Below are 21,132 nucleotides of genomic sequence, written 5' to 3' on the forward strand. Positions count from 1 at the left end.
TGACGACCATAGCGAGTGGGAACCACCTGATCCCTTGCCGAACTCAGAAGTGAAACCGCTCAGCGCCGATGGTAGTGTGGGGTCTCCCCATGCGAGAGTAGGTCATCGTCAGGCATTTATTCAGAAGAAGCCCAATTCCGAAAGGAGTTGGGCTTTTTCGTACGCATGGGTCGACCCCACTTTTTATGTGTGGGGCCGCATTGCGTGCGGTCCGGCCTGGCTCTCCTCAAGGGCGGGCTCGTGGCGTTCGCCACCCCTTGCAAAAAGCTCCAGGGTGACTCATCTCCGTGCAAGGGCGCTGTTGTTTATGTGACGCCCGGAGTTCGTATCCCCCGCCAGTGGCATGCTGGCATGACCGGAGAAAGACTCAAGCGTTGAACCATCGCGCTTTTCAGAGGGTGGTCATGCGACGTCGACATTGTCATGCTTTTTACGACACGCTTGGAACCTCGTTACAGGTGTGTCGCCGGATGTGATCCGCGCATGAGGCGCGGTGAATCCTTTCCCTTCAGCCACAGAGCTGCCATGAAATCGCGGAATCCTCCGTGCTTCCTTCATGCCCATCAGGGCGCCATTCATCTTTCCCGAAAGGAGAGTCCGACAGCCCGACGCCTCGTCGTCTGTCGCTACCTACGACATGAGTCATTCCACCGCTAGCACCGATACGCGGAAGTCTTCAAGCGCCCGGCTGGGCGACCCCATCGTTCTCATCCTAAGTGTGGGATTTATCCTGGGCTTCGTTGCCTTGTCGCTGTACGACATTGAGATGGTCGCCAATGGCATCTCGACGGGCTTTGCCTGGACAGCCAAGACCCTGGGCAGTTACTTCCAGCTGCTCCTGCTGGCGACATTCTTCATTGCCATCGGCATTGCGGTCAGTCCGAGCGCAAAGGCGCGGATCGGCAACCTGGATGCACCTGAGATCAGCACCTTCAAGTGGCTGTCGATGATCATGTGCACTTTGCTGGCTGGGGGCGGTGTGTTTTTTGCTGCCGGCGAGCCGGTCTATCACTTTGTTGTGACACCGCCGGCCTTCGATACTGAAGCAGGAACTGTCGACGCTATTGCAGGTGCGCTCGCCCAGTCTTTCATGCACTGGGGGCTGCTGGCGTGGGCAGTGCTGGGCACTCTGGCATCCGTCGTGCTGGCCCATGCCCACTACGTCAAGGGACTACCCCTGCAGCCACGAACGCTGTTGACGCCAGTCCTGGGCGAACGAGCCATGCAGGGGCCCCTGGGTGGTCTGGTTGACGCACTCTGTGTGATTGCGGTGGTTGCCGGCACGGTAGGCCCCATCGGCTTCCTCGCGACTCAGGTCAGCTTCGGCCTGCACGAGCTGTTCGGCTTCAGTGAAGGTTATGGCACCCAGCTGATGGTGCTGGCAGGCCTGGGGGCAGTCTATGTGACATCGGCGGTTACCGGGATTCACAAGGGTATCCAGGTGCTGAGCCGGTTCAACGTCTTCCTGGCGCTGGCGATAGCAGTGGCGATCTTCCTGTTCGGGCCGACGCTGTTCCTGACCGATGCTTTCACTCAGGGGTTGGGTCGCTATCTGGGATCCTTCTTCGAGATGGCCACGATGACCACCCAAACCGCCCCTGACTGGTGGATGCAGTGGTGGACGGTGTTCTTCTTTGCCTGGTTTATCGGCTACGGGCCCTTGATGGCGATCTTCGTCGCACGGATCTCCCGCGGTAGGACGATTCGGCAGATGATTCTGGCCGTGGCGGTCATGGCTCCGGTGGCTACCATGGTGTGGTTCACCCTGCTGGGCGGCTCCGGGATCTACTACCAGCTGTCTGGAGCGATTGACCTGACCGAGGCGCTGAACAACTTTCAGTTCGATGTCGCGACGCTGACCGTGGCTCAGGCACTGCCGGGTGGCACGCTAATGGCGCTGGCGATCCTGCTGTTGACCACTATCTTCGTTGCGACCACTGGTGACTCTATGAGTTACGCCATCTCGGTCGTGGGAGCCGGTCATGACGAGCCAAACCCCATGGTCCGTGCCTTCTGGGGTATCGCCATGGCGCTGATGGCAGCGATTCTTCTGCGCATGGGAGCCGGTCAGATCAGTGCCCTGCAGCAGTTTATCGTGATCACTGCCATTCCCGTCTCGCTGGTACTCCTGCCGACCCTGTGGACGGCGCCGCGTGCTGCGCTGGAAATGGCCCGAGAGCAAGGTATTCGGTAAGTCGCCTGACGCTACTTGTGGTATCCGGAAACGGCCCTCGACGTGAGTCGGGGGCCGTTTCGTTTGGCCATGTATCAGGGGGCGTGGAACGTGCAAGATGGCTCGTCGTTGGGCGTGCCGACTGCTACCATAATCGACTTTCGTCGACGCTCTGGAGCTCACCGTGAACCTGACCACGCCGGCCTTGTTGTTTCCTGCGATATCTCTCTTGCTGCTGGCGTATACCAACCGCTTTTTGACCCTGGCGGGATTGATACGCAAGCTGGCGGAACAGGTGAAGGACGGTGAAGATGATCACATCACGCAGATTCGCCTGTTGCGCCGGCGCATCTCGTTGACCAAGCGCATGCAGATAGCTGGTGTGTTCAGCTTTCTGCTGTGCACCCTGTCCATGTTTGCCTTGTTTCTCAGCTGGACACCGCTGGGAATGCTGCTGTTCGGCATTAGCCTTGTGTCGCTATCGATTTCGCTGGTGTTTTCCCTGTGGGAAGTCGTGATTTCCACCAATGCGCTGAATGTGCAGCTCAAGGATATCGAGCTGTCCGCCAAGGGGCGGGCGGATCTTGCCTGGAGAAAGAGAACCTTTACTCATGACGCCTGACCAAATACTGCTTTTCTGCCGTCCAGGCTTTGAACCTGACCTGTGTGCCGAACTGACTGACCGACTCGGGCGCGATGCCACGGTGGCAAGCGTCGAGCCATTGATGGAGGAGGGGCTTGTCAGGGTCGTCATGGCGGACGGATACCCGGCCAATGACCTGCATCGGTCGCTGCGGTTTGATGAGCTGGTGTTTGCCAGGCAGTCGCTGTTGGCGTTGCCGGAGCTGAGATTGTCCAGGGATGACCGGCTGACGGCCATCCTCGAGCAGTTGAAAGCCTGTGGTTGGAGTTTCGAGTCCATCTGGCAGGAGACGCCTGATACCAATGAAGCCAAGGCACTGAGTAGCCTGCTCAAGGCGCTTGAGCGGCCCCTGACGATGCGCTTGAAGAAGCGTGGTGCTCTGAGGCGCAAGGCGGGGGGGCGGCGCCTCCACCTGGTCTGGAGAGACGGTGACCGCGTGCAGCTGGCCATGAGTTTTCCGGGTAATCGAAGCGAGTTCCCTGGAGGCATTCGAAGGCTACGTTTTCCTCATGCTGCTCCGAGCCGCTCGACCTTGAAGCTCGAGGAAGCGTGGCACGAATTTGTCCCAAGAGATGAGTGGGATGAGCGTCTGGGGGAGGGGATGCAGGCTGCTGATCTCGGTGCGGCGCCCGGTGGCTGGACCTGGCAACTCGTACAGCGTGGGATGCAGGTGTATGCCATCGACAATGGCCCGATGGATAACACACTGATGGCGTCTGGGATGGTCGAGCATCTACGAGAGGACGGCTTCGTGTGGCAGCCGCCGATGCGCCTGGATTGGCTGGTATGCGACATCGTCGACAAGCCGACCCGCGTCATTGCCATGGTGCAACGCTGGCTTGTAAACCGCTGGTGTCGAGAAGCTGTCTTCAACCTCAAGCTGCCAATGAAAAAACGTTGGGAGGAGGTATCGCTGTGCCTGGCGACCCTGGCCGATCAGCTTGACGAGACCGGTGTGAAGGCCGAGATACGTTGCCGCCACCTCTACCATGACAGGGAAGAAGTCACGGTCTACGTTCGTATCGCTTAGAACAGTACGGCTGAGATACCTGCGTAGACGTAGCTCTTGGTGGCGCGCCGCTTGAATGCCTCGTCGATACCGCGGCGACGCCGGTCGTCCATGCAGGCCAGTGCTGTGAAGGCTTGGAACAGGAAGGCCTGGTCTTTTCAGGCCTGGTCTGTGAAGGTCAACTCGACAAAGATTAGTAGGCAGGCTCGAAGATTCTGACGGTCTCGGCCTCGGTGAGCAGGGGGTGTACCTGTTGCATGACGCGTTCTCTGGCTTCGCTGGTGTACCATGCTTTCCAGGCGCGCAGGTCGCGCCACTTGGTAATCATCAGTCGGCGGTCCGAGCGTCCTTGTTCGACGAGGCTTTCGCCCCCAAAGAAACCATCGGCGCCAAGTGACTGGCGCATGGCTTCTCGGGCGGCTTGTTCGTACTCTTCTTCCAACCCCGGCATGACACGTCGCTCGATGATGATCTTGATCATGCTTTTACTCCAACCCAGAGGTAGTGATGGTGGATTCTGTAGATGCCCTGCCCGCCAGCGACAAGGAGCTGGATACTAGTGGTCTGTTTTGCCCCGAACCCATCATGATGATGCACAATGCGGTGCGTGACATGACGACCGGCGAGGTGCTCAAGGTGATTGCGACGGATCCTGCCACCACGCGTGATGTGCCCAAGTTTTGCCAGTTTCTCGGTCACGATCTGCAGCAGCATCACACGCTGGAAGATGGCACTCACTGGTACTTTATTCGCCTTGGGTGACAGCTCCGCCGGCCTGTGACATCGCGCTTGTTTGAAGGGGGCGTCGACGGTGACGCCCCGTGCTGGGCATGGGGCCTTTATTCGACGTCATCCTCGTCGTCCGGCATGACCATCATGGCCAGAGCCTCGAGCGTTGCCGGGTCTTCCTGACGGATGCGGTTGGCAATCTGGCGCTGGAAGAAGTAGACCACCTTGTGGCGGCTATGGCCGGGATACAGGCAGGCGTCGCCCGGCAGAACGGGTACGGATTCAATCAGTTCTTCGTCAGCCAGCAAGGCTTCAATGGTGCCGTCACTGTACAGGCGCCAGCCAAAGACCTGCTTGAGCTGCCAAGGCTCGCCCTCATCGTCCATGCACAGCGCATGGGTTCCCTGGTGGTCAGGTAGCGTTTGGATGAGCGTGGTGTCACTGGTGTCTTCGTATTCGAAGTAGGCAGCCGCGTGAGCAAGCTCCATCTCCTTGTGTTCCGGTGGCTGATCGAACAGCTCTTCCGTTTCGGGATCCCGGTAACCGACGAAGTGTCCATGGTCTGGATCATCAAGCTGTTCGCAGGGAGTCAGTGACTCCATCCAGGGTACCAGGCCCACAATGTCGCCGTTCTCTCGCATTCCCCAAGCGAGGATAGGCATGCCATAGAGGGTGTCAGGATGTGCATCGAGCCGATACACCATTTCCAGACCGTCTAGCTCCGGCGCCAGCCTGACCAGGCGTCGACGCGCCTGTTGGCGTTGGCGCATGCTTTCCAGGTCGATGACCCGAGCGGGGCGGGGTGATAGTGGAATGCCCATGATCTCCCTCCAGCGGCTGCTTGCTAACGGCTGTGCATCTCGGCGAAGGCCGGACGCTGCGCTCTACGTCCCTGTTCTCATCAATAGCACAGACTGATCGACTAGCGTAAGTCCCTGTCGCCCACACAGCGTTGATCCCATTGCTGGCGCAGTAGCCTGTGGTGGTCCAAGACCTCGCGGAAACGCACCAGCGGAGTGTCAGCGCCGCTGGGCGAGAGCCACTGGCTGCGGTAGCGCTGGAGTTCGGCTGCGCCCTCTAGGTGGGCATCCAGGAGCTGGTCCATGGCGCTAAACCAGCGTCGCGATTGACGTAGCAGACGCTCCATCTGTCGAAGCAGGAGATCCGCCGAGGGCGTTTTCTCAGCCAGCGGACAGCTCGCCTGGGGCGGCAGACTGGTGTTGCCCAGCGCGCTTTCCAGCAGGCCGTTGGCCTCTTTCAGCCGCAGCGTGGCGAGCTGGAGTGTGCGCATGAGTTCGGCGCTGAGTGGACGATCACGGAGCACTTTCAGCGCCTGCTCGAGTTTGCCTGAGTCTGGCTGCCACTGATGGTCGAACTGTCGATCTACGGCCTGGGTCAGGTAGGTCAAGGCGGGTAGCTGAGCATCCACGGCGGTCAGTTCGTCAATGTCCAGTACAGCACTGGCGCGTGAAAAACTGCCTGCCCACTCTGAAGAGGCGACCAAGGCGTTGTAGCTGGCCAAGGGAAGCTGGCGGGTCTTGGTCTCGGTCAGCCTGGCCAGGCGCTCGCGATCTTCCGGGCTGAGCGAGTCGACGGCAGGGTTATTCATGCAATGGTCAAGCCGTCGCCACAGCTGCAATTCGTAGAGCCAGTGCTGGCTCGGTGCTGCGGTCTTTCCAAGCTGGTTGTTGCGCTGGGCCACCAGGTTGGCGATGTGACAGCTACGCAAGGCGAAAACGTCAAGCAGGCCTTCGCGGACCTCAGGAATCTCCAGCGTCAGTGACCGGCGCTCGGGGAAATCACCGATATTCGGCACATCGCTGGTTTCTGGCGGTGATAACCCAGTGGCGTCGGCAAGCTCGTGCTGATAGGCGATGAGCTCACGCTCCAGGGACGACGGCCCGCACCCACAGAGCAACACAGCGAGCCCCGCCAGCAGGGCGAACAGGCGGCATGCCTTCATGGGGCGATGTCGATATTGGCGCGGGCCACCTGTCTGGCCTTAACGCGAAAACGTTCCCCTAGCAGCAACGCCGCCACGGTCAATCCGGCAATCAATCCGATCCAGTAGCCATGGACGCCCAGGGGGGGCAGCCAGGTTCCTAGACCGTAGCGGCCGAGCAGGTGGCCACCGCCCAGCCCGACCAGCCAGTATGCCAGCAAGGTGATGAACATGATGACTCTGGTGTCCTTGTAGCCTCGCAAGGCACCGGCCAGGGCAACCTGCAGCGAGTCGGATACCTGGTACAGCATGGCCAGGCCCACCAGTGACAGCGTCAGGGCCTGTACTTGGGTGTTGTGGGTATACAGGCCGACCACCAGATCGGCGGACAGCCACAGGACGGCACTGTTGAACAGCGCCACCAGCAGTGCGATCAGGATGCCATTCCAGGCGACCAGTCGGGCCAGACGGGCATCGCCGCTTCCCAGGGCATTGCCGACACGAACAGTCAGCGCCATTCCCAACGAAAGCGGCAGCATGAACAGCAGTGAAGTGAAGTTGAGCGCCACCTGGTGAGCTGCCACCACGATTTCTCCAAGGCTTGCGACGAACAAGGCAATCAGCGTGAAAAGCGTCACCTCGACAAAGATCGCGACCCCAATGGGCACCCCAACATAAAGCAGCTCAGCCATCGACTTCAGGTCTGGCCGGCTTGGCTGGCGCCATAGCTCAACACTGCCATAGGCCCGACTTTTCTGGGTATAGCGAACCATGGCCAGCGTCATGACCCACATGGCAATGGCAGTGGCAATGCCGCAACCATGAGCACCGAGAGCAGGCAAGGTCGCTAGCCAGTCTGGCGTTGCCGGACCCAACAGCTGCACCAGGCCTTCTCCGCCGTAGATCAACACATAGTTGCTGGGAATATTGACGGCCAATCCAATCAGGCTGATCCACAGTGCGGGTCGGGTATGGTTCATTCCGTCTGAAAAGGCCCGGAGGGCCAGAAAGATGGCCACGGCGGGCATACCGTATGCCACGGCTCCGACGTAGTCAGCGGCGCGTTCGGCAACCGCAGGAGGCACTGCCATCCAATGGAACACGGGCGCCACTGCCAGGTTCAGCAGCAACGCCGAGATCAGTCCAAGGCCCAGCCCTACCCACATGGCCTGATGAACGTTGGCCCGGATACCGCCCTGACGTCCTCCTCCCATCAGCTGCGCGACGATCGGCGTCAGCCCCATCAGGGTGCCTGTCATGAACAGCATCAGTGGCATCCACAGGCTGGCGCCCACCGACACCGCCGCCAGGTCGGTAGCACTCTGGCGGCCTGTCATCATGATATCGACCACGCTCATTCCGGCCTGGGCCAGCTGAGCACCGCAGATGGGAAGGGCAAGACGAATAAGCGGCCAGCTTTCTCGCCGGCTCGTGGCGCCAAGGCCAGTGGGAAAAGGGCGCACGATCTAAGGCTCCATGCAAAAGGTAACGGGCGTCATGCCCTGGCTATCCGCATCCTGCGCTGTCGGCCGATAGGAGATGGTGTGAGTGTATCAGCGATGCACCATTCTGGCGCCTGTCAGCGGCGTTGGCTGCGAGCATCAATGGAAAAGACGGTATGCCTCTGCACCATTTCTCAGCGCAGCCTTACGTGGCAGGTGCTCGTTCATCCAGCAGGTATCAAATGTTGGTCATTATCCCCTGGCCAAACCTCGGTGCGAGCCGAAGGCGGCGTACAGGCAGCCGCACGCCAACCGTCCATGACCTCGACAGTGTCGACTAGATGGCAGATAGCGGCACTGGTATCCGCCTCTAGCGAAGCCTCTCTGAACGGTCAGTTCTCGCGGTAATTGCAGGCTGAGGTAAAACTCAGCCTGCAATCGCCAGCGCACCGGCTGGGGGCCACGCCCTGATGACGCCGGTCAGCAGACTGGTCGTAGTGTCCATCCGCAGGCAGATAGAGCAGGATCTATCCAGCCAGCGGGTGTGACGAGATTTCCGCACTCCATCGCGCTTACCCTTATCAATATGACGATCCTGCTGAGGCCTGCTCAAAAAAATGTGATAGCCACTCTCTGCCAAACGCGTCGTTCATGTGCTTCCTATTGTGCTCCGGATGCTCCTGCTCATCCCGGTCATCACCCACAGATAGCCTTTTACTGCCCTTCGAGAACTCTGGTTTGGTAAAGGCTCCATTGACGATCGTAGCGACGGGCTGTGGGATCAACTTCGCGCGGAACGATTTGAACACCTCATCATTCATCACTTCTACGCCGGAAATATAGTCCTCTGTAGAATATACTTCCTCTTCGACACTTTGCAATTCAGGTAAAGGGCAGTGTCCAATATATATGCCGCTGTCCGTCACACTTCTTATTTGTTTCAAGATGTGTAGGGAAAGAGTGTTGCTGACACTGTCTATTACAGATTGCCTGACCACTGCCGCTGAAAAGAAAGTGTCCTGCTCAATAAAAAAAGCCTCCATCTGAAGTCCGTAGATTAAGAAGATGTCATAGTCTGAGACATCAATATTACTCAGTCCTCCTGATGTAAATCTTATTGACTCCTCCAGCTTCAATGAACGAGGGATAAGATGTTTGCCCTCAAGATGAAGGTCACTCATTCCATTGGCTCTCGCGGCAAAAAAGACGAGTTCGTTTTCGCTATGCCACTCTGGCATCAGGTCCCAAGCTGTCTTCAAGGCGCCGACGTGGCTATTGACTATAACGCAGATCTTTCTTTTCATATATCGCCTCCAAAGGCTTCGAGTATCTCTTCTTCACACACGAGCTCACTGCTGTCTATGCCACTATCTTTCACGCTTCTTTTCGTGACGGGTGACTCCGCACCGAATTTTTCCTGTTGGCATTGAAAAAAGTGGTCCATGACAAATCGGACGCCTGCGGGATTAACATTTCTTTGATTCGGCTCGAAAAATACACCCTTGAATACTGGGCTATTGATGATTTCGTAAGAAGGGAAATAGTCGACATAGGGGCGAGTTCTAGCTAATTGTCCCGCGACAGCGCGAAGTACTGATTTGGACTCCATCGTTGCAACCAGTACATTGTTGCCCGAATGGGTGGCCACTAGTGGAACTGGAGAAACGGTCAGTATGAATTTTAGCGACGGATTGACATGTCGCATCATCTCCATCGCTTCACTCAGGCGCTTAAGGACTTCATGGAATACCTGGTTACTGAAGGCGTGGACATTGTCCTGATACATTCCTGCAGAGGTGCCCGGACACATCGGATACTCGTAGCCATGCTCCGAATTGTACCATCCCTCGGTCAAGCCTAAGGTAAAAACAAAGTGATCCGACGTCTCGATGCATTCTTTGAACGACGCTATAGCCTGCTGTCGAGAAAGCTTCAGCTCTTCTTCACTACAGAAACCCTGCGGCTCGATGACAGGGCGAAAGGGATCATAAAAGCGACCATCCTTCTCCCAGACTTCATCTGGTACCTCTCTTGTTTCTAACGCCCATTCGACCCACTGCTTGAGCAGTGAAGTGGTGTAAATGTTTCCGGTTCTTGCTGAAAATACATTGTAGTTATATTTTCTTGCGTTATCTTCAGAAAGGCGCGCTGGGGGTTTTTCTGTCGAAAGCCAATGGTAACCCCGGCTCTCTAGTGCGTTGCCGATATGCTGTGCAAAGCAAGATCCAAAAGTTACTACCTTATGTCTACGAGCAACCTTGAACTTTGGTGACCACAGCTCCGATATATCGAAGATCGACTTCTCGGCCACCATTTTTTTCCAGAAGGCATTATCTGGTAAATTTTCGTATGGGTTCATTTTTTTCTCCATTAGGAATGAGGAGCGTGTTCTGAGATGTGGCAGTTACTATTTTTTATTTCGGCTTTTTTCATTGCTAGATCAAAAAACAATATAGAAAGTGTTTTTCTTTATTAGTCCGTATGGCGATGAGGTCGCTGCTATTCCCTTTTTTACGTAATCCAACTGTGTGATGCGCATATCCTAGATACTTAGATTTCTGCAATATCGAGCATCAGCGTCGATATCGAGAGCGGTCAACAGCCTACATGTGCCTCAAGAAACTAACGAAAAATGATTATCGTAGTTATCCTTGCCGAAAATATTCAGCAGGTCGACGTCATCTTTTTTGATTTTTACTTTTTCGAAAAAACACCTAATATGAAGAAGATGGATTGTCTCGAAGACCATGCTAACAGAGTGTCTTTAGTTGAGCGAAGTCAAAGCTGGGTGGATCAAGTTTCTAGGACAAAAAAAATCAAAAGGAATGGGTAATGGCCTAAACAGGTTGTGCTATTTTTCTTACATGCTGTGCCTTAGATGCGATCCCGCTCGAATATCACCTTTGATAGTGTCTTGGCGAGCTCGCCGTAGCTGCATTCAGCCGCCTTTACTGCAGGTAGCTGGCTCAGTAATGAGTAGCAACAGCGCGGATGCTCTCGGCAGCAGGAGGACGGAGAAAACAGCTGGCACAACGTGAAGGTTTTCGTCGCCTTAGTGAACTCGGTCATAGTGCTGGCCGAGAGGACGTCAGCATGGCGTGAAAGGTCTGCACCGCGCTCCACGGTTGAGCTGGGTGGAAGCGAGCTGCTGGATTGGCACAGCATCGCCATAGCCTGTGGCTTTGGCGTTATCCCGGGTCTTGTTATTCTTGCACGCCTGGCGGCATTGCCGTCGCCCGGTGCAGCGCCGGACGTTCATGACGAGCCTTCTATCACCGCCTTTGCAAGGAGCCCCAGTGGAGCACCGCCTTGAAGATGTCATCGCTCTGTTCGATGGCCTGTTTTCAGAGTCTTTCCAGACCCGCCTTGAACGCGGTGGAGATGAGCCCTTGTATCTGCCTGCCGATGAGCATACCCCTTGGCACAGAGTGATCTTTGCCCGCGGCTTTTTTGCCAGCGTACTGCATGAAGTCAGCCATTGGTGCATCGCCGGGGCCCGGCGGCGACAGCTCGAGGATTATGGCTACTGGTATGAGCCCGATGGGCGCGACCAGCACCAGCAACAGGCCTTTGAACAGGTCGAGGTGGCACCTCAGGCCCTTGAAAGCTTGTTCTGCCGAGCGGCAGGACTGAGCTTCCATGTCAGCGTCGACAACCTGGGAGAGGTCGAGGTTGATCGGGAAGCCTTTTCCCGGCGGGTGGCTGCCCGCGCCGAGCGCTATTGCCGTGATGGGTTGCCGCTCAGAGCCGCGGCATTTGAAGCGGCTCTGAAGACGTTCTATCTCGAGGGCAGGGGGCTGGCAGAGGCGATTCGCTGTGGCCGCAAGCGGCTTGTACCTGAGCCAGTGATCAGCTGAGTCGCCTTATTCGTCGTCGACGCTGCCGCTGAGACGGCGATGCAGGTGCAGCATGACTTCGACCTCCTGCTCGGGGCGCATCGGCTCCAGGCCAAGTTCACCGAACAGCTCATTACGCGCTCTCGCCCACTCACCGGGGTCCAGGTCAGGATACAGGGTCTCTGCCGGTGCCAGCTCCACGAAGGGGTCCAGCCCGTAGGTGTCGAACAGGCGAGAAATGGCCGCCTCGTCATCAAATACGCCCGCCGTAAGCAAGGTCGCGTTGAAGTGATCGGTCTCGAGTTCTCGGATGACGTCGAGGGGGCTGACGCCGATGCTGGCCAGCTCCTCACGACTGTAGTCGCCCAGTGAGACGGTCTCTGCGTCCAGCCAGTCCTCGTCGGGCTGAATCAGGGTGTGCTTGATGCGTCCGTCATCCAGGCTCCAGGCGATCGCCAGGGGCAGGTCACCGTCGCCGCCGGTTTCTACGGCGATAAAGGCAGGCATGTCGCCCATGTCAGGACTCCTTGAGGTCAAAGAACGTTCTCGCCGTGGCGGTGCTGCTGGCTGCCAGGGTGGCCTCATCTTCGCCACGCCAATGAGCGATTTCACGGACGATCCATGGCAGCAGGGCCGGCTCATGGCGGCGTCCCTTGAGCTTGGCTGGCAGGTTACGGGGCAGCAGGTAGGGACAGTCGGTCTCTACCATCAGCCGATTGGCGGGAATGTCGCCTACCATGTCGCGCAAGTGGTGGCCACGGCGCTCATCGCACAGCCAACCGGTCAGGCCGATATGCAGATCAAGATCGAGGTAGCCGTGCAGCGTGTCCCGATCGGCCGTAAAGCAGTGCACCACGGCCCGTGGAATATCATCTCGCCATGCCCGCAGGATGTCACGCATCCGCTCACCCGCGTCTCGCTCATGGATAAAGAGTGGGAGGCCTGATTCCACCGACAATGCTAGCTGCGCCTCGAAGGCAGCCTCCTGCTGTGCAGGCGTGGAGAAGTTGCGATGGAAGTCGAGCCCGCACTCACCTACGGCGACGACCTCGGGGAGGCGGTGAAGAGCGCGCATGGCGGCTTCCAACTCAGTGGACCATTCGCTCGCGTGGTGGGGGTGCACCCCTGCCGTCGCATATAAGCCCGGATGGTGCTTTGCCAGCTCCGCGGCCTGGCGTGCGTGAGCCAGGTCGGTACCTGTCAGCACCATTGTCTCGACGCCGGCACGGCGGGCTCTTGTCAGGGTCGCGTCGAGGTCCTTGGCGAAGCTCTCATGGGTAAGGTTGGCGCCAATGTCGACCAGTGGCGTTGGAGAACGAAAGCGCAGGGCGTCAGGTAGCAGATCATCCTGAGTGTCATCGCAGGCTGACAAGGCGGGCTCCTTGGCGGGGAATGAAGCAGGGGGCGCATTGTACCTGTCGCGAGGCGTGACCACCATTGGCGCCAAGTGGCTCGGACCTCGGCCTGGTCGAGAGTGCTTGGCAGATGCTGCCCATGCCAGAGAGCCCGGGGCTTGAGGTACACTATGACGATGATCAAGCGATGAGGTGAAGCGTGACCCTGCTACGACTGGAGCAATTGCAACTGGCCTATGGCCACCATGTGTTGCTTGATGGTGCGGACCTGACCCTGGAGTGGGGTGAACGGCTGGCGCTGGTAGGCCGCAATGGTACTGGCAAGTCGACCTTGCTGCGCCTGGTGTCGGGGGAAAACCAGGCCGACGGCGGTGTGGTGTGGCGTGCGCCGGGCTTGAAGATTGGTGTCCTCGAGCAGGACCTGCCCGAGGCCAGCGGAGAGACGATTTTTGACGTTGTGGCACAAGGTCTGCCGGAGGCAGGCGGGCTGTTGTCGGAATACCACCACCTGGTGCAGTCGGAAGACCCGGACATGCACCGCATGGCGCAGCTGCAGACCCGTCTGGAGGCCATCGATGGCTGGTCGTTTCACCAGCGCATCGACGTCGTGCTGACACGTCTTGGCCTGCCCGAAGATGCTGCCATGTCGTCGCTGTCTGGCGGTTGGCGGCGGCGGGTAGCGCTGGCGCGAGCCCTGGTGGCGGAGCCCGACCTGCTGCTGCTGGATGAGCCGACCAACCACCTGGATCTGGATACGATTGCCTGGCTGGAAGAGCAGCTGGCGGCGTTTGCCGGGGCGGTGCTGTTTATCACCCACGACCGGGCTTTCCTGTCGCGGCTTGCCACCGGCATTCTTGAGCTGGACCGGGGCAAGCTGGGCCGCTACCCCGGCGACTACGCCACCTACCAGGCGCAGAAGCAGCACGAGCTCGAGATCGAGGCGCGCGAGAATGCCGAGTTCGACAAGAAGCTGGCCCAGGAAGAGGCCTGGATTCGTCAGGGTATCAAGGCTCGTCGCACCCGCAACGAAGGGCGCGTGCGGGCCCTTGAGCAGCTGCGCCGTGAACGTAGTCAGCGACGGGAGCGTCAGGGCAATGCCAACCTGACCGTCGACTCCGGTGAGCGCAGCGGCAAGCGCGTGGTCGAACTGGAGAACGTCACCCAGCACTTCGAGGAAGCGACGGTCATCCGTGATCTCAGCATCGAGATTCAACGGGGTGACCGCATCGGCTTGATCGGCCGTAATGGCGCGGGAAAGACCACGCTACTGAAGATCCTGCTGGGCGAGCTGACCCCCAGCGAGGGCAATGTGCGGGTTGGCACCAAGCTTCAAGTTGCCTATTTCGACCAACTGCGAGCCGGGCTCGAGCCGGAGCGTACCGTCTACGATAACGTGGCCCAGGGAAGTGATCGTGTCACGGTGGGTGGCCGCGATCGCCATGTGATGAGCTACCTTCAGGATTTCCTGTTTTCGCCTGAGCGCGCCCGCCAGCCGGTCAAGGCCTTGTCGGGTGGCGAGTCGAATCGACTGCTGTTAGCCAAGCTGTTCACTCAGCCAGCCAATGTGCTGGTACTGGACGAGCCGACCAACGACCTGGATGTCGAGACCCTGGAGCTGTTGGAAGAATTGCTGCTGGGCTTCGATGGGACCTTGTTGCTGGTGTCCCACGACCGCGCCTTCATGGACAATGTGGTGACCAGCGTACTGGCCTTCGAGGGGCGTGGTCAGGTGCGTGAATATGTGGGTGGCTACACCGACTGGGTGCGTCAGGGCGGTAAACTGCCGCCTGCACCTTGGGAGGGGGCCGCGCGTCAGCGGGTGGAGCCGTCAGCGGATACGGAGCCTTCAGCGGATAAAGAGCCTTCAGCTGATAAAGAGCCTTCAGCGGGGGGAACGCCCTCAGCGGGTAGCTCCAGGCCGACCGGGCAAGGCAAGGCCAAGCCGGTCAAGTTGTCCTACAAGCTGCAGCGTGAGCTGGATGGCCTGCCCGCCGAGATTGAGCGGCTGGAAGACCAAGTGGCCGAGTTGGAAAGCGAGGCAGGGCGCCCAGACTTCTACCAGCAGCCCTCCGGCGTGGTGGCCGAGCGACTGGCGTTGCTGCAGCAGACCCAGGATGCTTTGGACGCGACCATGGAACGCTGGATGGAACTCGAGGCCATGGCGTCCGGGGAGTAACCCAGCTGTGGCCAAGGCAGTCGTTGGAGCCGGCATGAAGCCGGCGCCAACGTTGGAGATGCATGACACCCGATAGGGTGGTGGGTGGTGTGCTTACTCTTCGCTTTCCTTGCCGACTCGCACGGCCAGCACATCGCACTGGGCTCCATGGAGTACCCCGGTAGAGGTGGAGCCGAGCAACAGAGCGAAACCATGGCGACCGTGTGAGCCAACCACGATAAGGTCTACGCCGTTTTCGTCGGCAAAACGGTGAATTTCGGTATCTGGCATGCCCACCACTACATGCTGATCTTCCCGGGCGACCGTGGCATCGGCGATCTCCGCCAGACGTTGCTTGGCATGGTCATCCAGCTGATCCTGAATGCTGGTGAGATCCATGGGAATGTCACCGCCATAGGCAAAGCCCAGTGGCTCCAGGGTGTGCATGATCGATAGCTTGGCGTGGTTGCGGTCAGCGACCTGCAAGGCTCGTTCGAGGATCTTGTGAGAGTCCTTGGTGAGGTCCACTGCCACCAGCACATGACGATATTCATTGCTCACGGGACTACGCCTCCTCGGCGGTCAAGTAAAAGAGGTATCGTAATGTCACTCTAGGACGCCGTGGCAGTCAAAACAATGCCGACGATCAACGTTTTTGCAAAGGAAACCGTATGTTGTGGCTACTGATACTGGGTGTCGTAGGGATGGTCTTCGCACCAGCGATGTGGCTCAGGCCCACCGCCAGGGAGCGTCGGCAGAGCCAGCTGCGTCAGGTTGCCATTGAAGCAGGTGCCAGCGTCAAGCTGGATGCACCCCCGTTGCATGGTGAGGTCGACAAGATGGCGGCCTATCGTTGGGCCTATCCTGCTCAGCGCCCGGGACCGCATTTTGTGCTGGTGCGCAAGGCTCGGGCCAGCGAGTCGTTGAAGCACTTTAAATACGATGAAGGCTGGCGCTGGAGGGTACAGCCGCTGGAGCCATTGCCCTCTGTCATCAGCGCACGCCTGTCGAGGCTGCTGTCACAACTGCCGGACGACGCCTGGGTGGTGGAATCCTGTGACAAAGCCTTGACACTTTGGTGGGAGGAGTCTCTCGAGGCGCCGGAGTTTGGCGCTATCTCGGCGCCAGCAGCGGCACTCCGAGATGCGCTGCAGGGGCGTCCTGATCGTCCGGCCGGCAGCGTCCCGGGCTCGCCGCCTTAGGCTCCGCGGGGCGGGATAAGATAAGACGCTCTGCTAAAGGTATATCGCTCTGCTTTGGAGGGCGCGCTTTTGCGATACTGCGGATGCGCGCCGCCGATGCTGGGTCAGACCAGACCAGACCAGACCAGACCAGACCAGACCAGACCTGATCAAGCCAAGCCAAGCCAGCGCCACTTAGCCTTGGCAGTCTTCCGGGCTTAACAGTGCCTGGCCATTGGCTTCGATACGATTGAGCATGTCACTCAAGCGTTCCTGCTCTTCATCATCCAGGCCCTTCAGCATTTCTTCCCTGGCTTCACGCACGATGGCGTCGATCTTCTCCAGCAGCGGGGTTGCCTGCTCCGTGAGATGGACGCGCTTGGTGCGGCGGTCCTGATCGCAGGGGCAGCGCTCCACCAGGCCCTGCTCGCAGAGTTGGTCAAGGGTTCGTACCAGTGAAGGCGCCTCGACACCGATAGCGCGAGCCAGGTCGCATTGTGGCTGGCCTTCTGGCATGCGCCAGAGATGATAGAGCGTCACCCAACGGGTCTGGGTGAGCCCCAGCGGAGCCAGACGTTGATCAAGCACCGCCCGCCATATGCGCGGTGCACGGGAGAGTTGGAATCCAATGTTCTCGTTCATATCGACCTAGAATCGCAAGGCTGCAAATGATTCGATTGTCCGAACGCTGGCGCGGGAATGCAAGCCACCACCCTGGTTTGCCCTCTGATGCACCTTCTCGATCGTCCGATTGAGGTATCCACCGATCCTGTTACTGCGCTGTTGACTGTGGCACGGCCTCGCTGGGGGCTGGCGCACTGGTTGCGGTGTTTTCACTATCCTCGCTGCTTTCGCTGCTTTCGCTGCTTTCGCTGCGGCCTGAGTGGTCTTCCGTCAATCCGGGAGCTGTACCAGCGTCTTCTTTTTCCTCTTCCCGGTCTGCCTCTTGGCCCTCAGGGCCGGCCGTCAGCCACCGCAAGCGCAGCCCTGGCATGCCGACCTGAGTGTCGATAGTGGCATCTGCCCTGGTGGCCTGGTCAGGATCATCCGCTACCTCGAACCTGAGGACGCCGATGCGCTGTCCCCCGGCGGTCATGACGTCGATCCGCCAGCTGCCGGTCACGTTGTCAGGGAAGTTCTGCTTGCGGGTCCAGGCGCGATATCCCTCTGCACGGCCGCCGTATATCTCAAGCGCGATGCGGTCGACCAGCTGCCCCTCATGACGCCACTCGTGCACGACCTCTTCCTTGAGTCCTCGCGGCGCGTGAATCGCGGTATAGGCATATAGACCGCGAGACGTCAGTGCCTCCGGGGTCAGCGCCATGTTGCCCTGAGGTGTGCGGCTGGCCTCGTCGAAGGCGGGGGAGAGCGCGCTTCCAGACAGCCAAAGCGTGGCGGGAGGGACCCACACACGCCCGAGCCAGGCCGCCCCCGCCAACACCGGCAGCAAGGCGAACATGGCCAGCCACCGGCTTGGGCTGAGTGGCCGCAGGAGATGCAATAGACTTGGCAGGCTGAACAGCAGCATGGCGACCACTGCCGCCAGCATGCTTTGTCCGGTACTCAGGTGCAGCACCAGCGGCAGCGTGACCAGCACGACGAGAAACACGCACTGGGCATGGAAGACGAAATACAGCCAGCGCTTGCGGGCGGCCAGACGGTAGTACAGGGGATCGACAATCGACAGGATAGCCATGGCCAGCATGAACAAGGTGAACAGGGCCTGACCGCTGGTCCAGACGGTGGTGGCGACCAGGAAGGGAAGCGTGAAGAACAAGGTTTCCTGGTGAATCATCTGGGCAATAAAGGTGGTCACGCCGCGGGGCAGGGACGGGTAGCCCCGCCGCACCATGATTCTCCCGATCAGGCTCTCTGACAGCAGCAGAATCCACGCCAGCAGCATGCCAGTGGCGAGCAGGACACCCAACCACTGCTGTCGCTCCACCAGAAAGAAACTGGCAACGCCCGCGGCAAAGGCCAGCGGTGGCCAGACCCAGTGCCAGGGACGCAGGCGGGCAACCCAGGTTTCGATGGTGCGCTGGAGGGCGTTCAGCGTGGTGCGCTGGGCGGGCGGCGTAGACATAGGAGAATCCGTAACGATGAAAGACAGTCGGCACTGCAAAAAGCGCTGAACGCAGGGTCGTGCTCAAGGTCATGCGCAGCCGCTCAATCGACAGCGGGTGTAGCGCAAGGCCGCCATTTAACCATAGGCAAGCTGCGCTCCCGACCTGGCCTACGCAAGGGCATAGCGGCGGTGGCCCTGCCAGCTCCCACGACACCTCTCCAGCGCTCTGTTAACAGTATGCTTAAACGCTGCCAGGATGCCTTTACCTGCTTCAACGTCGTGTAATCCCTCTAAGGTAATGGTAGGGGTTGACGGAAGTGAATCTTTGCACCAAGCTGGCAAAATCAAACGGCCGTATGAATACCGCTCACCTGGACAGGGACACAGGCCACTGTCCGGGTAACACGGGATGACTTCAGTGGAGATGCGTGGATGATCTATCAAGGCAACGCCATTTCGGTGGCTCGCAATGGCGACGATATCGCCATCCTGACCTTCGACTTGAAGGATGAATCGGTCAACAAGCTCTCCGGCGCCGTGATCAAGGAGCTCGGTGAAGCCCTCGAGGCGGTGCGCGGTGATCAGGGGCTCAAGGGGCTGCTGCTGAAGAGCGCCAAGGAAGCCTTCATTGTGGGCGCCGACATTACTGAGTTTCACGCCATGTTCGACAAGGACGAGGCGGAGATTCAGGCCATGCTCGAGCAGGTTCACAGCATCTTCAATGGCCTGGAAGACATGCCGTTCCCGACGGTCAGCGCGATCAACGGCCTGGCCCTGGGGGGCGGCTGTGAGGTGGTGCTCTCGACGGATTTCCGTGTGATGAGCCCGGAAGCCAAGATTGGCCTGCCGGAGACCAAGCTGGGCATCGTGCCGGGCTGGGGCGGCTGTGTTCGCCTGCCGCGGGTCATCGGCGCCGATAACGCCATCGAATGGATTGCCGGAGGCACCGAGAACCGCGCCGATGCATGCCTCAAGGTGGGAGCGGTTGACGCCGTGGTGCCCCGAGAAGACCTCGAGGCGGCGGCGCTGGATATCCTGGCCCGGGCCAACGCCGGAGAGCTTGACGTCAAGGCACGTCGAGAAGAGAAGAACAGCCCGCTCAACCTGAACCCCATCGAGCAGATGATGGTGTTTGAAACGTCAAAGGGCTATGTGGCTGGCAAGGCGGGTCCACATTATCCGGCGCCAGTGGAAGCCATCAAGGTGATCCAGAAGGGCGCTGGCGAGACGCGGGCACGCGCGCAGGCCATCGAGGCCAAGGCATTCTGCAAGATGGCCAAGACCGATGTCTGCTACAACCTGGTCGGCCTGTTCATGAACGATCAGGTCGTCAAGAAAAAGGGCGGACAGTATGCCAAGCAGGCTCAGCCCGTGCGTCAGGCTGCCGTCTTGGGGGCCGGGATCATGGGCGGTGGAATCGCCTATCAGAGCGCCTCGAAGGGCACTCCGATCTTGATGAAGGACATCAAGGAGGATGCCATCGAGCTGGGGCTCAAGGAGGCACGCAAGCTGTTTGGCAAGCAGGCGGCTCGGGGCAAGCTGTCACCTGAGGCAGCAGCGGAGAAGCTCACCAATATTCGTCCTACCTTGTCCTATGGTGACTTCGGCACGGTCGATCTGGTCGTCGAAGCCGTGGTCGAGAACCCGAAGGTCAAGGATGCGGTGCTGACCGAGGTCGAAGCACAGGTCAGCGAGAACACCGTCCTGGCATCGAACACCTCGACGATCTCCATCACCCGGTTGGCGCAGAACCTCAAGCGCCCGGAGAACTTCTGCGGCATGCACTTCTTCAACCCGGTGCACCGCATGCCCTTGGTCGAGGTCATTCGCGGCGAGAAGACCGGCGATGCCGCCGTGGCGGCGACGGTGGCCTACGCCAAGGCAATGGGCAAGACCCCGATCGTGGTCAACGACTGCCCTGGCTTCCTGGTCAACCGAGTGCTCTTCCCCTACTTCGGTGGCTTCAGCCTGCTGGTGGAGAAAGGCGCCGACTTCCAGCGAGTCGACAAGGTCATGGAGAAGTTCGGTTGGCCCATGGGACCTGCCTACCTGCTGGATGTGGTGGGAATGGATACGGCCGTCCATGCCAATGAGGTGATGGCGGAAGGCTTCCCTGATCGCATGGCCCGCGAAGGCAAGACGGCGATTCAGGTCATGTTCGACAACGATCGTCTCGGCCAGAAGAACGCCAAGGGCTTTTACGCCTATGAAGAGGATCGCAAGGGCAAGCCGAAGAAGGTGCGCGACGAGAGCGCGGTCGAGCTGGTGAGTCAGGTCGTGACGGAAAGCCGCGAATTCTCTGATGAGGAGATTGTCGCGCGAATGATGGTGCCGCTGTGCATGGAAACCGTGCGCTGCCTTGAGGACAACATTGTTGGCACGCCCGCAGAGGCTGATATGGCGTTGATCTATGGCATTGGCTTCCCTCCCTTCCGTGGCGGTGCGCTGCGCTACATCGACGCCATGGGAGTGGCAGAGTTTGTCGCCCTGGCGGATAGCCTGGCGGCTGAGCTCGGCCCGCTGTATGCCCCCACGGATGGCCTGCGCGAGATGGCCAACGCGGGCAAGACCTTTTACACCAAGTGACCCCACGAGACAGGAG

Annotated in this window: 18 protein-coding genes, 1 rRNA gene and 3 pseudogenes; 11 read left to right on the forward strand and 11 right to left on the reverse strand. The window is 59.3% G+C overall.

Annotated features, from left to right (window positions below):
• The 4 genes from rrf to rlmM form a co-directional block, all read left to right on the forward strand.
• Positions 1 to 114 (forward strand): 5S ribosomal RNA (rrf, locus tag KUW18_RS17990); the annotation flags it as partial.
• A 523-nt stretch (positions 115 to 637) separates the two neighbouring features.
• A complete protein-coding gene (locus KUW18_RS17995) occupies positions 638 to 2,194 on the forward strand; it encodes a BCCT family transporter (protein ID WP_206944504.1) in 1,557 nt (518 codons plus the stop codon).
• Between the two features lie 163 nt (positions 2,195 to 2,357).
• Positions 2,358 to 2,795, forward strand: coding sequence for a DUF2721 domain-containing protein (locus tag KUW18_RS18000; RefSeq protein WP_206944502.1), 438 nt, complete (start codon positions 2,358 to 2,360; stop codon positions 2,793 to 2,795).
• Positions 2,785 to 3,846: a 23S rRNA (cytidine(2498)-2'-O)-methyltransferase RlmM gene (gene rlmM, locus KUW18_RS18005; protein WP_206944501.1), complete on the forward strand. Its 1,062-nt coding sequence runs from the start codon at positions 2,785 to 2,787 to the stop codon at positions 3,844 to 3,846. The genes KUW18_RS18000 and rlmM overlap by 11 nt, the downstream gene beginning before the upstream one ends.
• A 172-nt stretch (positions 3,847 to 4,018) precedes the next feature.
• Here the strand turns inward: rlmM and KUW18_RS18010 are convergent, their stop codons facing one another.
• Complete coding sequence (locus KUW18_RS18010; protein ID WP_206944499.1) at positions 4,019 to 4,306, reverse strand: antibiotic biosynthesis monooxygenase family protein; 288 nt, start codon at positions 4,304 to 4,306, stop codon at positions 4,019 to 4,021.
• A 26-nt stretch (positions 4,307 to 4,332) separates the two neighbouring features.
• Here KUW18_RS18010 and tusA point away from each other — a divergent pair, with 26 nt between their 5' ends.
• Positions 4,333 to 4,587, forward strand: a complete 255-nt coding sequence (tusA, locus tag KUW18_RS18015; protein ID WP_206944497.1) for a sulfurtransferase TusA — start codon at positions 4,333 to 4,335, stop codon at positions 4,585 to 4,587.
• 77 nt (positions 4,588 to 4,664) lie between these two features.
• On the opposite strand, the gene KUW18_RS18020 is transcribed toward tusA, so the two are convergent.
• The 5 genes from KUW18_RS18020 to KUW18_RS18040 all read right to left on the reverse strand — a co-directional run bounded on the left by KUW18_RS18020 (position 4,665) and on the right by KUW18_RS18040 (position 10,297).
• Complete coding sequence (locus KUW18_RS18020) at positions 4,665 to 5,375, reverse strand: hypothetical protein (RefSeq protein ID WP_206944495.1); 711 nt, start codon at positions 5,373 to 5,375, stop codon at positions 4,665 to 4,667.
• A 101-nt stretch (positions 5,376 to 5,476) separates the two neighbouring features.
• Positions 5,477 to 6,517, reverse strand: coding sequence for a DUF3080 family protein (locus KUW18_RS18025; RefSeq protein WP_206944493.1), 1,041 nt, complete (start codon positions 6,515 to 6,517; stop codon positions 5,477 to 5,479).
• Positions 6,514 to 7,959, reverse strand: coding sequence for an MATE family efflux transporter (locus tag KUW18_RS18030; RefSeq protein WP_315900689.1), 1,446 nt, complete (start codon positions 7,957 to 7,959; stop codon positions 6,514 to 6,516). Before KUW18_RS18030 ends, KUW18_RS18025 begins: the two co-directional genes overlap by 4 nt.
• A 560-nt stretch (positions 7,960 to 8,519) precedes the next feature.
• Positions 8,520 to 9,242 carry a hypothetical protein gene (locus KUW18_RS18035; protein WP_222562042.1) on the reverse strand — a complete coding sequence of 241 codons (723 nt, stop codon included), beginning with the start codon at positions 9,240 to 9,242 and terminating at the stop codon, positions 8,520 to 8,522.
• Positions 9,239 to 10,297 carry a GSCFA domain-containing protein gene (locus tag KUW18_RS18040; protein ID WP_222562043.1) on the reverse strand — a complete coding sequence of 353 codons (1,059 nt, stop codon included), beginning with the start codon at positions 10,295 to 10,297 and terminating at the stop codon, positions 9,239 to 9,241. Before KUW18_RS18040 ends, KUW18_RS18035 begins: the two co-directional genes overlap by 4 nt.
• Positions 10,298 to 11,234: 937 nt before the next feature.
• Between KUW18_RS18040 and KUW18_RS18045 the strand changes: the two genes are divergently transcribed.
• Positions 11,235 to 11,795 (forward strand): elongation factor P hydroxylase, encoded by a 561-nt coding sequence (locus KUW18_RS18045; protein WP_315900690.1) that lies wholly within the window; start codon positions 11,235 to 11,237, stop codon positions 11,793 to 11,795.
• Positions 11,796 to 11,801: 6 nt separating this feature from the next.
• Here KUW18_RS18045 and KUW18_RS18050 read toward each other — a convergent pair whose 3' ends face one another.
• Together KUW18_RS18050 and KUW18_RS18055 are read right to left on the reverse strand one after the other, a co-directional pair.
• Positions 11,802 to 12,290, reverse strand: a complete 489-nt coding sequence (locus KUW18_RS18050) for a hypothetical protein (protein ID WP_206944485.1) — start codon at positions 12,288 to 12,290, stop codon at positions 11,802 to 11,804.
• A gap of 1 nt (position 12,291) precedes the next feature.
• Complete coding sequence (locus KUW18_RS18055; protein ID WP_242520956.1) at positions 12,292 to 13,146, reverse strand: TatD family hydrolase; 855 nt, start codon at positions 13,144 to 13,146, stop codon at positions 12,292 to 12,294.
• Between the two features lie 230 nt (positions 13,147 to 13,376).
• On the opposite strand from KUW18_RS18055, the pseudogene KUW18_RS19990 reads away from it, so the two are divergent.
• From KUW18_RS19990 to KUW18_RS20000, 3 pseudogenes are all read left to right on the forward strand, one after another.
• Positions 13,377 to 14,150: pseudogene (locus KUW18_RS19990) on the forward strand (ABC-F family ATP-binding cassette domain-containing protein); the annotation flags it as partial.
• 192 nt (positions 14,151 to 14,342) lie between these two features.
• Positions 14,343 to 14,660, forward strand: a pseudogene (locus KUW18_RS19995) (ATP-binding cassette domain-containing protein); the annotation flags it as partial.
• Between the two features lie 429 nt (positions 14,661 to 15,089).
• Positions 15,090 to 15,305, forward strand: a pseudogene (locus tag KUW18_RS20000) (ABC transporter ATP-binding protein); the annotation flags it as partial.
• Between the two features lie 93 nt (positions 15,306 to 15,398).
• Here KUW18_RS20000 and KUW18_RS18065 read toward each other — a convergent pair.
• On the reverse strand, positions 15,399 to 15,845 hold the full coding sequence (locus KUW18_RS18065; protein WP_206944481.1) for a universal stress protein: 447 nt from the start codon (positions 15,843 to 15,845) through the stop codon (positions 15,399 to 15,401).
• A 110-nt stretch (positions 15,846 to 15,955) separates the two neighbouring features.
• Here KUW18_RS18065 and KUW18_RS18070 point away from each other — a divergent pair, with 110 nt between their 5' ends.
• Positions 15,956 to 16,486, forward strand: a complete 531-nt coding sequence (locus tag KUW18_RS18070; protein WP_206944478.1) for a preprotein translocase subunit YajC — start codon at positions 15,956 to 15,958, stop codon at positions 16,484 to 16,486.
• A 174-nt stretch (positions 16,487 to 16,660) separates the two neighbouring features.
• On the opposite strand, the gene slyA is transcribed toward KUW18_RS18070, so the two are convergent.
• Entirely contained in the window at positions 16,661 to 17,107 is a 447-nt protein-coding gene (slyA, locus tag KUW18_RS18075) for a transcriptional regulator SlyA (protein ID WP_206944476.1), read from the reverse strand.
• 130 nt (positions 17,108 to 17,237) lie between these two features.
• Positions 17,238 to 18,548 carry a DUF5924 family protein gene (locus KUW18_RS18080; RefSeq protein WP_222562044.1) on the reverse strand — a complete coding sequence of 437 codons (1,311 nt, stop codon included), beginning with the start codon at positions 18,546 to 18,548 and terminating at the stop codon, positions 17,238 to 17,240.
• Between the two features lie 414 nt (positions 18,549 to 18,962).
• On the opposite strand from KUW18_RS18080, the gene fadB reads away from it, so the two are divergent.
• Complete coding sequence (gene fadB / locus KUW18_RS18085; protein WP_222562045.1) at positions 18,963 to 21,116, forward strand: fatty acid oxidation complex subunit alpha FadB; 2,154 nt, start codon at positions 18,963 to 18,965, stop codon at positions 21,114 to 21,116.
• Positions 21,117 to 21,132 lie beyond the last annotated feature (16 nt).

The organism is Halomonas sp. DP5Y7-2, assembly GCF_019802025.1.
GTDB classification, from domain to species: Bacteria; Pseudomonadota; Gammaproteobacteria; order Pseudomonadales; family Halomonadaceae; genus Halomonas; species Halomonas litopenaei_A.